Source organism: Neoroseomonas lacus, assembly GCF_014644535.1.
Classification (GTDB): domain Bacteria; phylum Pseudomonadota; class Alphaproteobacteria; order Acetobacterales; family Acetobacteraceae; genus Neoroseomonas; species Neoroseomonas lacus.
In genome coordinates this window covers 1-13,062 of the sequence record NZ_BMKW01000021.1, presented here as the reverse complement: position 1 = coordinate 13,062, position 13,062 = coordinate 1, and the positions used below count along the sequence as shown (strand labels likewise).

Here is a 13,062-nt window from a genome sequence, read left to right as displayed (position 1 = left end):
CGACGGTCGTGCCAAGACGGTATTGTCGCGCCGGGCACAATACCGGGGATGCTCCCCGGTACCGGGCAGGGTGGACGTTTGACTGTTGCGCGCCCCCATTGCCCAACACCAAGTATCGGTTTCCAAAGGCCTCGGGCCTTTGGTGGGGTGGCTTGGAGGGGCAAAGCCCCTCCAATCGGCGCGCCTATAGAGCGGCGCCCCTCCAACCTTCCGCCGCACCCTCAGCGCGACACCCAGGTGTTGAACCGCTGCGTCAGCCGGTCGAGGTTGTCGAGCCAGAATGTGTCGCTCAGTTGCAACGCGGTGGCGATGTTCGCCGGTGCCGTCGGCAGGTTCGCCAGCAATGCGGGCGGCAGCCCATCATTCGCGCCCTTCGCGGTCACGCCGTAGGGGATTTTCGGCGGCAGCCCGGCCTGCACCGAGGGCTGGCCGACGAATTTCAGGAATTCCAGCGCGCGCGCCTTGTTGGGGCTGCCCTTCATGATCACCCAGGAATCCAGAGTGAAGATGTTGTTGGTCCAGACGATCGCAAAGTTGCGCCCATCGGTCGCATTGGCCGCCGAGATGCGGCCGTTGTAGGCAACGGTCATGGTCACCTCGCCGGCGGCGAGCCATTGCGGCGGCTGCGAGCCGCGTTCGAACCAGGCAATGTCCGCCTTGATGCTGTCGAGCTTGCGGAAGGCGCGGTCCACGCCGGCCGGTGTGCCGAGCAAGGCATAGACCTCGCCCGGGGCGACGCCATCGGCCATCAGCGCCATTTCCAGCGTGGTCTTGGGGCCCTTGCGCATGCCGCGCTTGCCAGGAAAGCGCGCGGTGTCGAAGAAATCTGCCCAGTTCGTCGGCCCGGTTGCCAGGCGGGCGCGGTCATAGGCCATGATGAAGGAATACAGGATGGCGCCGACGCCGAAATCGTTGACCGCCTCGGGGATATAGGCGGCACGGCCGCCGATCGCGTCCCAGTCGAGCTTCTCGAACAGGCCTTCGTCGCCGCCAATCAGCAATTCCTCGGATTCGACCTGCACCACGTCCCAGGTATTGGCACCGGAGGCGATGCGCGAACGCAGCACGCCGATGCCGCCATCCCAGGTTTCCTCGAGCAGGCGCGAACGCGTGGCCTGCTGGAAGGGGCGGAAATAGACCTCGCGCTGCGCGTCCTGATAGGCGCCACCCCAGGAGACGACGGTGAGGTCGCGGCCCTGGGCGCGCGCGACACTCGGCAGAACGCTGGCGGCCAGCGCCCCCTTAAGGACGGTACGGCGATTCATGGCGGTCGTCTCCTTCACCCAGGGCAGGCGTGAAGCCTAGTGCGGGACGGGTCACCGCGAAATAACCGAAAGCCCCGAATCATGGCCAAATGCCCTCGCCGTCGACGTGTGATCGCTTCCGGCGCAAGTATTCGTGCCGTGATGCATCACCCGGCGGCGCGAAAGGCGAAGGCGGCCCCCTCCGGCCAGGCGATCGCCGCCGGGCCGCCCGGTTCGGGCAAGGCGCCGACCCCGGCGGGGCGCTTGGCCAGGATCTCCCCGCCATCGCCCAGGCTCAGCCGCAGCCGGACATGGTCGCCGAGGAAGATCGCTTCCTGCAGAACGGCCGGCAGCGCGCCCTCGCCGAGGTCGCTCGCCGTCACCCCGGCCACCGCGACCCGTTCGGGGCGGATCGCGACCAGGCAGGGCTGGCCGGCCGCGCCGCAATCCACCGCCTGGGCCGCGACGACGGGGCCGCAGGCCAGGCGCACGGTGCAGTCTTCGCCGTCGCGCGCCTCGATGGTGCCGGGCAGCAGGTTGTTCTCGCCGACGAAGCCGGCGACGAAGGCATCGGCCGGGCGGTCATACAGCCGCTTCGGGTCGGCGAGCTGGCGGATGCGGCCGCCCTCGAACACGGCGATGCGGTCCGACAGGGTCAGCGCCTCGGCCTGGTCGTGCGTGACGTACATCATCGTCACGCCGAGCCGTTGGTGGATGTGGCGGATCTCGAGCTGCATCTCCTCGCGCAGCGCCTTGTCGAGTGCGCCGAGCGGTTCGTCCAGCAGCACGATCGGCGGTTCGAAGACCAGGGCGCGGGCCAGGGCGACGCGCTGCTGCTGGCCGCCGGAAAGCTGCACCGGGCGGCGGTCGGCGTAGCCTTCCAGTCGCACCATGCCGAGCGCCTTCAGCACGCGCGCCTCGCGTTCCGCCCGGCCGACGCCGCGCACGGAGAGCGGGAAGCCGACATTCTCCGCCACGCTCATATGCGGGAACAGCGCGTAGGATTGGAACACCACGCCGATGCCGCGCCTGTGCGGGGCGGTATGCGCGATATCGCGGCCTTCGAGCAGGATGCGCCCCGCACTCGGCATCTCGAAGCCAGCCAGCATCATGAGCGTGGTGGTCTTGCCCGAGCCCGAGGGGCCGAGCAGCGTCATCAATTCCCCGCGCGCGATCTCAAGGTCGAGCCCGACCACCGCGGCGGCGGCGGCGCCGCCATAGGTCTTTCGAACGCCCTCGAAGCGCACCAGCGTATCGGCCATGGCCTTGCATCCGGCGCCGGGGGCGGCTTGTCAACGGCCGGGTGCGACGGTAACGCCGCTGGCGGCCACGGGGTGGGGCAACCGCCCTGGCCTGTCGTCGTCACGACCACCCTGCACCCGTGCGGACGCATCGTTCCGCGCGGTACCGGCCCCACGGGAGCGAATGCCATGAGCGAGACCGCTGAACCCACCCTGATCGCTGCGCGGGAGGGTCTCGCCGGCACCCTGCTGATGAACCGGCCCAAGGCACTGAACGCCCTGACGCTGGAGATGATCCGCGCCTTCGCCCAGGCGATCGACGCGTGGAAGGACGACGCTTCGGTCAAGCTGGTAGTGCTCGAAGGGGCCGGCGGGCGCGCCTTCTGCGCCGGCGGGGACGTGCGCGCGGTGCGTGAGGCGGCGATCGCCGGCGATGCCGCTTCGGTGGAAGCATTCTTTTCCGAGGAATATGCCGTCAACACCGGCATCGCCACCTTCCCCAAGCCCTGGGTCAGCCTGATCGACGGCGTTTGCATGGGCGGCGGGATCGGCGTCGCGGTGCATAACGGCCCGGTCATCGTCACCGAGCATGCGCTGGTCGCGATGCCGGAGACGGCGATCGCGCTGTTCCCGGATGTCGGCACCTCCTACGTGTTGCCGCGGCTGCCGGGTGCGGTGGGCACCTGGCTGGCGCTGACCGGGGCGCGGCTGACCGGGGCGGATTCGGTGCATGCGGGCCTGGCCACGCATTTCGTGCCGCGCGAGAGCCTTGCCGCGTTGCGCGCCGCCCTGGTGACCGAAGGTACCGATGCCGTGGCGCGCTTCGCCGCGACACCACCCGAGGCGTCCTTCGCGCCGCATCGCGAGGCGATCGACCGCTGCTTCGGCCGAGACAGCATCGCCGGGATCATTGCCGCGCTGGACGCCGAAGGCACCGACTGGGCGGCAGCTCAGTCGAAAATCCTGCGGCGGATGTCGCCGACCTCGCTGTGCGTGTCGCTGGAGTTGCTGCGCCGTGGCGCGCGGCAGGACCTCGCGGGGTGCTTGGCGACGGAACTGGCGCTGACGCGCGTGGTGGTGAACGTGCATCCGGACTTCGCCGAGGGCGTGCGGTCGGTGCTGGTGGACAAGGACGGCGCGCCGAAGTGGCAGCCGGCGAAGGTCGAGGATGTGGACCCGGCGGCGATCCAGGCGATGTTCGGCGCGTGAATACGGAGGGGCGCCGCCCCTCCAAACCACCCCGCCAAAGTGCAGTGCACTTTGGAATGCCGTCTTCTGGCACTGGGCGTGGAACGTATGCTGTCGTTGCGGCACGTGCTTCGTGCGCAAGAGTGGGTTTCGCCGCCCCTGCAGACCGCTGCGCACCGCGCCAAGTCGAGGTTTCCAAAGGCCCTTAGGCCTTTGGTGAGGAGAGCCCGAGAGGGGCAACGCCCCTCTCGATCCCACCGACCAAGATCAGGGGCCGCTGGTATCAGGCCTTTGAAGGGGAGAGGTCCGGAGAGGGGCAGAGCCCCTCTCCGTGCGCCGCTCACCCGCGCTTGATGTTCCACGGATAGGGCGCGTTGCCCGGCACGAAGCCGGACAGCCCGCTGCGATACGCGGTGGCGATGAAGAACTGCCCGAGCGGCAGCACCGGCGCGTTCTCGAAGGATTCGCGCTGAATCAGTTCCGCCAGGCGCTTCTGTTCTTCCTCGGTCGAGGCCTGCAGCCACTGTGCCGCCGCCTCCTCGACGCGCGGGTTGGCGTACCAGCCGAACCAGCCGCGTTCGCCCTGCCCGCGCAGCGTCGCGTTCACCGCCGGATTGATGATGGAGACCGACGGCCACCAGGTGTGGAAGATCGACCAGCCACCGGCGTCCGGCGCAGCCTTGCTGGCGCGGCGCTGCACCACCGAGCCCCAATCCGTCTCGACCAGTTCGACGTTCATGCCGAGCCGGCGCAACAGGTCCGCCGTCACCTGGCCGAACGGCCCGATGGTCGGGAAGTCTGTCGGGTTGATGATGACGATCTTCTCGCCATTGTAGCCAGCAGTGCGGAGTTCGGCGCGGACCTTGTCGAGGTCGCGCGGTCCGCGCAGGAGGTCGTTGCCGGCGGTGCTCTCATAGCTCGTGCCGCAGGGCCACATGGACGGGCAGACGCGGAAGCCCGACGGGTCGTTACCGGTGACGCCGCGCAGGTAGTCCTCCTGGTTGATAGCGCCGAGCAAGGCGCGGCGGACCGCCGGCTTGTCGAAGGGCGCGTTCAGGCAGTTGAAGCGCGCGACGCCGATATAGCCGAGCCGGTTCAGCACCTCGACCTGCACGCCACGGGCGCGGCGCAGCAGCGGGGCGAGGTCGGCATTGACCTGTTCCCACCAGTCGATCTCATTGGCCTGCAGCGCCGCGGCGGCGGTCGCGCTGTCGGGCATGATGGTCCACTCGACGCGTTCCATGTGCGCGACCTTGCCACCGGCGGTGCGCGAGGGCGCTTCCTGCCGCGGCACGTAGCCGTCGAACTTCTGGTAGACCGCGCGGCTGCCGGAGACGTATTCGTCCTTCATGAAGCGATAGGGGCCGGAGCCGATCACCTCGGTCATCTGGCGGAACGGGTCGGTGCTCGCGATGCGTTCGGGCATCATGAAGGGCACGACGGCGGCGGGCTTCGCGAGGGCCTCGAGCAGCAGCGGAAATTTCGACTTCAGCCGGATGCGGATGGTGCGGTCATCGGCGGCTTCCCAGGCCTCGACCACGACGCCGAGTGATTGGCCGAAAGTGTCGCGCTTGCTCCAGCGCGACAGGCTCATGGCGCAGTCGCGTGCCGTGACCTTCTCGCCATCGTGCCACAGCAGGCCGTCGCGCAGCTTGATGAGCCAGGTGAGGCCGTCATCCGAGACGCTGTGGCTGTCGGCCATCTGCGGGCGGACCTTGAGGTCCTCGGTCATGCCGTAGAGGGTGTCGAACACCGTCCAGCCGTGGTTCTCCGTCACCGCGGCGGTGGTCCAGATCGGGTCGAGCGAGGTGAGGTTGGCCTGCGGCACGAAGCGCAGCACGCGCGAATTCGCCGATTGCGCGAGCGCCGGTGCCGCCAGCGTGGCAAAGCCGGCCGCAAGCAGGTCTCTGCGTTGCATGTTCGTCTATCCCTTTGTGGTCCCTGTCGCGGGCGGAGCATGGCACCGGGGTAGTGGGAAGGACAACCGGGGCGCGCGCGGAAGGTTGGAGGGGCGCCGCCCCTCCAAACCACCCCGCCAAAGTGCCGGGCACTTTGGAATGCCGGCCTTTGACGATGGGCGGGGCTGTCAGGAACGATACCGACTGGGGTTCCTGCGCGTGGGGCAGGATGTGCGGCGTTCACGACGAAGGCCTCGGGAGCAATCATTGGTGCGCATGCGGTGTGCGCGCCGGACCATCCCCTTCATCGATTTCGCAGAAATCGGGCGAAGGTGCAGGAAACTGAGTTTCCTGCCGGGGTGCTCGAGGGGCGGCGCCCCTCGACCTTCACTGAACGCGCAAACTGAGTTTCCTGCCGGGGTGTTCGAGGGGCAGCGCCCCTCGACCGTCCTGGCTACGCCGCGCGCACCGCGTCCGACAGGGCGCGCACCTGGTCGAGCACCTTGCGCACGGTGTCCGGCTTCGCGCGGCCCTGTTCGTCGAGCGTTGCCGCCAGCGTGTCGATCAGCGCCGAGGCCACCACCGCGCCGTCCGCGATGCGCGACGCCTCGGCGGCCTGTTGCGGCGTGCGCACGCCAAAGCCGATGGCGATCGGCAGGCTGGTGTGCTGGCGGATGCGCGGGATGGCGGCGGCCAGCGCTTCCGTCGTGGCGCTGCGCGTGCCGGTGATGCCGGTGATCGCGACGTAGTAGACGAAGCCCGATGTCGCCGCGAGCACGCGCGGCAGGCGCACGTCATCCGTCGTCGGCGCGATCAGGCGGATCAGGTCGAGGCCATTCGCCTTCGTCGAAGGCTCGATCTCATCGGCCTCCTCCGGCGGCACGTCCACCACGATCAGGCCGTCGACGCCGGAGGCGGAGGCATCGGTGCAGAAGCGCTCCACGCCGTAGGAGAGGATCGGGTTGTAGTAGCCCATCAGGATGACGGGCGTGGCGTCGTCCTCGCGCCGGAAGTCGCGCACCATGGCGAGCGTGCCGGCGAGTGTCGCGCCCGCCTTCAGCCCGCGCTGGCCGGCGCGCTGGACGGTCGGGCCATCGGCCATCGGGTCGGTGAAGGGCATGCCGATCTCGATGAGGTCCGCCCCCGCGCGGGGAAAGCCGCGCAGGATCGCCATGGAGGTGGCGGGGTCGGGATCGTAGGCTTCGAGGAAGGGAATGAAGGCCCCGCGCCCTTCCTTCTTCAGCGCCGCGAAGCGCGTGGCGATGCGGCTCACAGCTTTACCCCCAGATGCGCGGCGACGGTGAAGATGTCCTTGTCGCCACGGCCGCACATGTTCATCACGATGATCTTGTCCGCCGCCAGGCGCGGCGCGAGTTGCATGACGTAGGCCGCCGCATGGGCGGGTTCGAGCGCGGGGATGATGCCTTCGAGCTTCGAGCAGAGCTGGAAGGCGTCGAGCGCTTCCTGGTCGGTCGCATGCACGTAGTTCACGCGGCCGAGTTCATGCAGCCAGGAATGCTCCGGCCCGATGCCGGGATAATCGAGGCCGGCGCTGATCGAATGCGCCTCCTGGATCTGGCCGAATTCATCCTGCAGTAGGTAGGTGCGGTTGCCGTGCAGCACGCCGGGGCGGCCCTTGGTGAGCGAGGCCGCGTGCTGGTCGGTGTCGACGCCATGGCCGGCCGCCTCGACGCCGTACATCGAGACGGATTCGTCGTCGAGGAAGGGAAAGAACAGCCCCATCGCGTTCGAGCCGCCGCCGATCGCGGCGACCAGCGCATCGGGCAGGCGGCCTTCGGCGGCCATCATCTGCGCGCGGGTCTCCTCGCCGATGACGGATTGGAAGTCGCGCACCATGGCCGGGTAGGGGTGCGGCCCGGCGACGGTGCCGATGCAGTAATAGGTGTCGTGGACGTTGGCGACCCAGTAGCGCAGGGCCTCGTTCATCGCGTCCTTCAGCGTGGAGGCGCCGGAGGTCACGGGCACGACTTCGGCGCCGAGCAGCTTCATGCGGAACACGTTGGGCTGCTGGCGCTCCACATCGGTGGCGCCCATGAAGACGGTGCAGGGCAGGTCGAACAGCGCGCAGGCGGTGGCGGTGGCGACGCCATGCTGGCCGGCGCCGGTCTCGGCGATGATGCGCGTCTTGCCCATCTTCTTCGCGAGCAGGATCTGGCCGAGCACCGCGTTGATCTTGTGCGCGCCGGTGTGGTTCAGCTCGTCGCGCTTGAAATAGACCTTCGCACCATGGCCCGGCGCGGCGTTGGAGCGCAGGTGCTTCGTCAGGCGCTCGGCGTACCAGAGCGGCGAGGGGCGGCCGACATAGTCCTTCAGCAGGCGACGCCATTCGGCCTGGAAGGCAGCATCCTTCTTCGACGCCTCATAGGCGTGCTCGACCTCGAGGATCAGCGGCATCAGCGTCTCGGCGACGAAGCGGCCGCCGAACTGGCCGAAACGGCCGCGGGCGTCAGGACCCTGACGGTAGGAATTGGGCAGTGGCTTGTTCAAGACGGTCACTCGGCGTTCCCAGGAAGCGCCACGTTTAGCGGATCGGGTGGCGAGCGGCCATAGAGGGGCAGAGATGCGGCGCCGGAGATTGGTGTGCGGAGGCGCATAATCCTGGGCGGTGGAACCGAGAGGGGCTTTGCCCCTCCCGGGCCCTCCCCACCAAAGGCCTAAGGGCCTCTGGACACCTCGACTTGGTGTTGGGCCCGAGGGTCTGACCAAGGTGGTGATGGCGCGCGGGGCAAAGTGCCCGGGAGGCTGCTTGGCACCGGGCACGGCGGGCGTCTCGCTTCTGCGAAAAATGCCCACACAGCCCAATGCCAAGTATTGGTTTCCAAAGGCCTCGGGCCTTTGGTGGGGGAGGCCCGGAGGGGGCAAAGTCCTCTCCGGTTGTACCCTTCGCGTCTACCGAGCGACCCGGCCCTCTATCGCGGCCTGACGCTGACAACGTGCTGCTGCATATGCCCGGCCACCTCGCCCACCGCGCGCGTGCGCAGTGCCGCATCGCCCTGGGTTTCGGTGCCGAGCGTCCGGCACGCCTCGCGGCTCCGCACATAGGCTGCGACCGTCTGGTCATTCGCCCCGATGCGGAACAGCGACGCCCCCGACACGCCCGAGGCGCGTTCCCGCCACAGCCCGTCCGGCCCCTGCTGCCAGACGCAGCGGGTGATGTTCTCGCCCTGCGGGTCGGCGCGCACCGCGCCGGGCGGGTCGTCGAAGCCGTGGCGGGCGCCGCGATAGGTGTTGACCGTCACATTGCCGCCCGCCGCGCGCAGATAGGAGCCGAGGTCGTCGCAGGCCGGCTTCCCCGTGCGGTTGTCGCGGTCGCCGACGATGATGAGGATCGGCCGCCGCCCGGTGTCGCGATTGCCGACGCGGTAGGAGCATTCCGGCTGCACCGCCGCCACCGCCAGGAAGCGCGCCGCATTGGCCGGGCGCGACTGCAGCAGCCATTGATGCGCGGCGAGCACCGACCCGCCGCCGCCGCCCTCCCCGAAGCCGACCAGCCCGGCGCGGCGCGTGTCGATGCGCTGGTTCTCGGTCGCCTTGTCGAGCGCCGAGAGCGCATCCAGCGCGAAATCCATCGAGGTGAACCAGGCGCGCTGCCCGCTCGGCTGCGAGGGGTCGATGCTGCGCGGCCCGTAATGGTCGAGCACGATGACCGCCGCGCCAGCCCCCTTCAGCGCATCGACATAGGGCTGCAACTGCGCGTCGCGCTTGCCGCGCACGTCATGCGACAGGATGACGACGGGCACGCGCTCGGTGCCCGGCGGCATGTACAGCTCGGCGATCATCGGCTGGCCGCCGGCGCCGGTATAGGTGAAGGGGTCGGGCCGTGGACCGCCGCCGCCGCAGGCCGCGAGCAACAGGGCTAGGAACAGGGGCAGCGCGCGCATCGGGCGTTTCTCCTTCAGTCGGCGCCACGCTGCGGCGTCGGCCCCCGCCGCGTCAACGTCCCTTCGCGGAAGAAACGAAGGCGCGGATCAGGGCGGGGTCCTTCACGCCGCGCGCGCGCTCGACGCCGGAGGAGACATCGACGCCCGGCGCCTGGGCGGTACGGATGGCCTCGGCGACATTGCCCGGCGTGAGCCCGCCGGCCAGCAGCCAGGGCCTCGGGATGGCGTGCCCGGCCATCAGCCGCCATTCGAAGGGCTGCGCATTGCCGCCGGGCAGCGGCCCGCCGGGCGGCGGCTTGGCGTCGAACAGGAAGCGGTCGACCACCGGGGCGAAGGCCTCCACAGCGGCCAGGTCCTCCGGCGCGCCGATGCCCAGCGCCTTCATCACCGGCAGGCCGAAGCGGGCGCGGATGGCGGCGGCGCGGTCCGGCGTCTCCTCGCCATGAAGCTGGATCAGGCCGAGCGGTGCTTCGGCGAGGGTGGCGGCCAGTTGCTCGTCGGTCGGATCGACGAACAGACCGACGCGCACGGGCCCGCCGGCGTGGCGCGCCGACAGCGCACCAGCCTCGGCCGGTGTGACGGCGCGTGGGGAGGGCGGGAAGAAGACGAAGCCGATGAGATCCGCACCGGCCTCCACGGCGGCGTCCAGCGCCTCGGCATCGCGGATGCCGCAGATCTTCACCTCGACCGACATGGCTTCAGCCCGGCAGTGACGCGGCGATGGCCCGGGCGGCGGCGGCGGGGTCGGCGGCGCCGGTGATCGGCCGGCCGATCACGATCCAATCCGCCCCGGCCGCGACCGCCTCGGCCGGGGTCGCGGTGCGCGCCTGGTCGCCCACATCGCTGCCGGCCGGACGGACGCCGGGCACGACGAGCACCGGGTCGGGCCCGAGGTCGGCCCGGAGCATCGCCGCCTCATGCGGGCTGCACACCAGGCCATCGGCGCCGGCGGCCACCGCCATGCGGGCGAGGCGCAGCACCTGCCCGGCCGGGCTGTCGGCCACGCCGGTCGCGGCGAGCGCGGCGGCATCCATGCTGGTCAGCACGGTGACGGCGAGCAGGATGGGCCGATCGGCGCCGGCCTTCTCGGCCTGTTCGCGCGCGGCGGCGATCATCGCCGGGCCGCCGCCGGCATGCAGCGTCACCATTGCCGGCTTGAGCGGCAGCAGCGAGCGCAACGCGCCGGCCACGGTGTTGGGGATGTCGTGCAGCTTCACATCGAGGAAGACCGGGCGATGGCGCGACACGGCGGCCACCGCTGGCCCGCCGGCCGCGCAGAATAGCTCCAGCCCCACCTTCAGCAGCCCGCAATGCGGCGCCAGCACGCCCGCCAGCGCCTCGGCCCGGGCGAGGTCGCCGGCGTCGAGCGCGGGGATGATCCGCGCCGCCGCGCTGGCCGGCCGCGCGCTCACGAGCCCTGCCCGGCGAGGTGGTTGGCCGCTTCGGCACGTTCGCGGGCGCGGACGGTGTCCACCTCGCGCTGCAGCCCCTCGGCACGGCGGATCGCGGCGCGCGAGCGGCTGCGCTGCGGCATGCCCGAGACCCAGACGATGCCCGCGCCGGCCAGGAAGGCCAGCGCTGAGGCGGCGAGCACCGCCACCGAGAGCGGCGTCTGCCACACCAGGTCGAAGGGCCACAGGCGAAGGTCCACCGGCTGCCGGTTCGACAGCGCAAACAACACCACGAGCCCGGCGAACGGGATGAAGATGATCCAGCGCATGATCACGGCCTTTTCAGGCGGCGGAGGGCGCACGCACAGGCGCGCGCGGCGCCGCCGGCTTGTTGATCCGTTCCCGCAATTCCTTGCCCGGCTTGAAATAGGGCACGGATTTCGCGGTCACCGCGACCGATTCCCCGGTGCGCGGATTGCGTCCCGTACGCGGATCGCGCGTCTTGGTCGAGAAGGCGCCGAAGCCGCGCAGCTCCACCCGGTCCCCACGCGCGAGCGCGGTGGTGATCTCGGCGAAGATGGTGGCGACGATCAATTCCACATCCGGCAGCCGCAGATGCGGATTGGCCCCGGAGAGATGCGCAATCAACTCGGATTTCGTCATCCCAGGCCTTCCCATCGCGCGCCGGAACGGTGGCGCATCCTTGTCGGTTCAGCGCGAAGGCTGCCAAAGCGCGCGGGGGGCGTCAACGCCAAGCCATTCCGAAAAAAGGCTTTTCATCATCGATTCGGTCACGGATGAGAGCAGCCGCTCAGCCGTGCCGCGCGTCTCGACATCGCGCATCGGCAGCGACTCGGGCACCTGGCGCTCGGTGGCGAGCCAGGCGCGAGCCTCGCGTTCCCCGCCAATCGCGTCCACCAGCCCGGCAGCGAGCGCCTGGCGGCCGGTGAGGACGCGGCCATCGGCCAATTGGCGCACCCGGTCCGGTTCCATGTGGCGCGCTTGCGCGACCATCGCGACAAATTGCGCGTAAAGGTCGCCGATCACGCGGTTGAGTGCAGCGCGGCCTTCCTCGGTGAGAGGGCGGAACGGGCTCGGCTGGTCCTTGAGCGGGCCGGAGGCGACGACCTCCGGGCGCACCCCGAGCCGTTCCATCAAGGTCGAGACCTCGAAGCTCTGCAGCAACACGCCGATCGAGCCGGTGACGGTGGCGTCGCGGGCGAAGATCCGCTGCGCAGGCAGGGCGACCATGTAGCCGGCCGAGGCTGCCGTCGCACCCATCACCGCCACCACCGGCTTGCGTGCGGCGATGCGCGTCAGCGCGGTGTGCATCGCCTCGCCGCCCGCCATGGTGCCGCCGGGGCTGTCGATCGCGACCAGCACGGCACGCACACTGTCGTCGGTAGCGGCGCGGTCCAGCGCCTGGAGGATGCGGCGGTCCTCGGTGATCATGCCGGAGACCGGCAGGCGCAGTACATGCTGCGAGCCCGCCAGCCCCTCGGGCCCGCGCGACCCGGCGACGAAGGCGACGGCACCGAACACAGCGACGATGGCAAGGGCCCGCCACAGGGTCAGGCGGCGGCGCAGACGGCGGCGGTCGGCAAGGAGGTCGGGTTCGAGAGACATGGAACCCTCAATGGCGATGTGGGGGGGCGGGGGCAAGGGTTGCGTGCCACTTGGCGTCGCCGGCGTCAGGCCTTGCCGCAATGTCCGTCACCGCCCCGCACCCGTCGGCGACATCAGTCCAGTCGATGAGGCTTGCCGGGGGTGGCCGGCGCCGTGCCGACGCATGGCCCGGTGGCACGCCGCCCGGCGCCAGGTTCGTGGCCACAAGCGCCGTCCGTCGCCCAGGCGCTTCCACCTGACCGGGCGCGGCGCCGCCGTANGGCGCTGAGGTTCTGGCCCGCGGTGCCGAGCAGGTCCGCCACCGCGACGCGGCCCGTCGCACCCGTGCCGTCGACGTCCCACCACAGCCTGCCGACATCCGTCTCCTGGATGAACTGCCCGAAGGCCGCCGTGGCGAGGCCCGTGGTGTTGGAGACGAAGCGCCCCAGCGCCGCGAGGTCGGCACCGGCGAACAGCCCGCCACCGAACCCGGACGCGGCAATCACGATATCGTCGACCAGCACGGCGAAGTCGGTGATCGTGTCGGTGCCCTGGCTGGACGAGGTGAACACGAACTGGTCCGCCTCGGTGCC

Annotated in this window: 12 protein-coding genes; 1 reads left to right on the top strand and 11 read right to left on the bottom strand. The window is 70.1% G+C overall.

Annotated features, from left to right (window positions below):
• Positions 1 to 221 precede the first annotated feature (221 nt).
• Positions 222 to 1,265: an ABC transporter substrate-binding protein gene (locus tag IEY36_RS27905; RefSeq protein ID WP_188973176.1), complete on the bottom strand. Its 1,044-nt coding sequence runs from the start codon at positions 1,263 to 1,265 to the stop codon at positions 222 to 224.
• A gap of 146 nt (positions 1,266 to 1,411) precedes the next feature.
• Positions 1,412 to 2,506: an ABC transporter ATP-binding protein gene (locus tag IEY36_RS27900; RefSeq protein WP_188973174.1), complete on the bottom strand. Its 1,095-nt coding sequence runs from the start codon at positions 2,504 to 2,506 to the stop codon at positions 1,412 to 1,414.
• A 168-nt stretch (positions 2,507 to 2,674) separates the two neighbouring features.
• Here IEY36_RS27900 and IEY36_RS27895 point away from each other — a divergent pair, with 168 nt between their 5' ends.
• Positions 2,675 to 3,694 (top strand): enoyl-CoA hydratase/isomerase family protein, encoded by a 1,020-nt coding sequence (locus IEY36_RS27895; RefSeq protein ID WP_188973172.1) that lies wholly within the window; start codon positions 2,675 to 2,677, stop codon positions 3,692 to 3,694.
• A gap of 319 nt (positions 3,695 to 4,013) precedes the next feature.
• Here IEY36_RS27895 and IEY36_RS27890 read toward each other — a convergent pair whose 3' ends face one another.
• From IEY36_RS27890 to sppA, 9 genes are all read right to left on the bottom strand, one after another.
• Positions 4,014 to 5,591, bottom strand: a complete 1,578-nt coding sequence (locus tag IEY36_RS27890; RefSeq protein ID WP_188973170.1) for an ABC transporter substrate-binding protein — start codon at positions 5,589 to 5,591, stop codon at positions 4,014 to 4,016.
• A gap of 434 nt (positions 5,592 to 6,025) precedes the next feature.
• Positions 6,026 to 6,844 (bottom strand): tryptophan synthase subunit alpha, encoded by an 819-nt coding sequence (trpA, locus tag IEY36_RS27885; RefSeq protein ID WP_188973168.1) that lies wholly within the window; start codon positions 6,842 to 6,844, stop codon positions 6,026 to 6,028.
• On the bottom strand, positions 6,841 to 8,079 hold the full coding sequence (gene trpB / locus IEY36_RS27880; RefSeq protein ID WP_188973254.1) for a tryptophan synthase subunit beta: 1,239 nt from the start codon (positions 8,077 to 8,079) through the stop codon (positions 6,841 to 6,843). Before trpB ends, trpA begins: the two co-directional genes overlap by 4 nt.
• Positions 8,080 to 8,501: 422 nt before the next feature.
• Positions 8,502 to 9,473, bottom strand: a complete 972-nt coding sequence (locus tag IEY36_RS27875; RefSeq protein ID WP_188973166.1) for a dienelactone hydrolase family protein — start codon at positions 9,471 to 9,473, stop codon at positions 8,502 to 8,504.
• Between the two features lie 52 nt (positions 9,474 to 9,525).
• Positions 9,526 to 10,167: a phosphoribosylanthranilate isomerase gene (locus IEY36_RS27870; protein ID WP_188973164.1), complete on the bottom strand. Its 642-nt coding sequence runs from the start codon at positions 10,165 to 10,167 to the stop codon at positions 9,526 to 9,528.
• 4 nt (positions 10,168 to 10,171) lie between these two features.
• Positions 10,172 to 10,885: an orotidine-5'-phosphate decarboxylase gene (gene pyrF, locus IEY36_RS27865; RefSeq protein WP_188973162.1), complete on the bottom strand. Its 714-nt coding sequence runs from the start codon at positions 10,883 to 10,885 to the stop codon at positions 10,172 to 10,174.
• Positions 10,882 to 11,193 (bottom strand): lipopolysaccharide assembly protein LapA domain-containing protein, encoded by a 312-nt coding sequence (locus IEY36_RS27860; RefSeq protein ID WP_188973160.1) that lies wholly within the window; start codon positions 11,191 to 11,193, stop codon positions 10,882 to 10,884. Before IEY36_RS27860 ends, pyrF begins: the two co-directional genes overlap by 4 nt.
• A 13-nt stretch (positions 11,194 to 11,206) precedes the next feature.
• A complete protein-coding gene (gene ihfB, locus IEY36_RS27855) occupies positions 11,207 to 11,527 on the bottom strand; it encodes an integration host factor subunit beta (RefSeq protein WP_188973158.1) in 321 nt (106 codons plus the stop codon).
• 48 nt (positions 11,528 to 11,575) lie between these two features.
• Positions 11,576 to 12,490, bottom strand: a complete 915-nt coding sequence (sppA, locus tag IEY36_RS27850; RefSeq protein WP_188973156.1) for a signal peptide peptidase SppA — start codon at positions 12,488 to 12,490, stop codon at positions 11,576 to 11,578.
• Positions 12,491 to 13,062 lie beyond the last annotated feature (572 nt).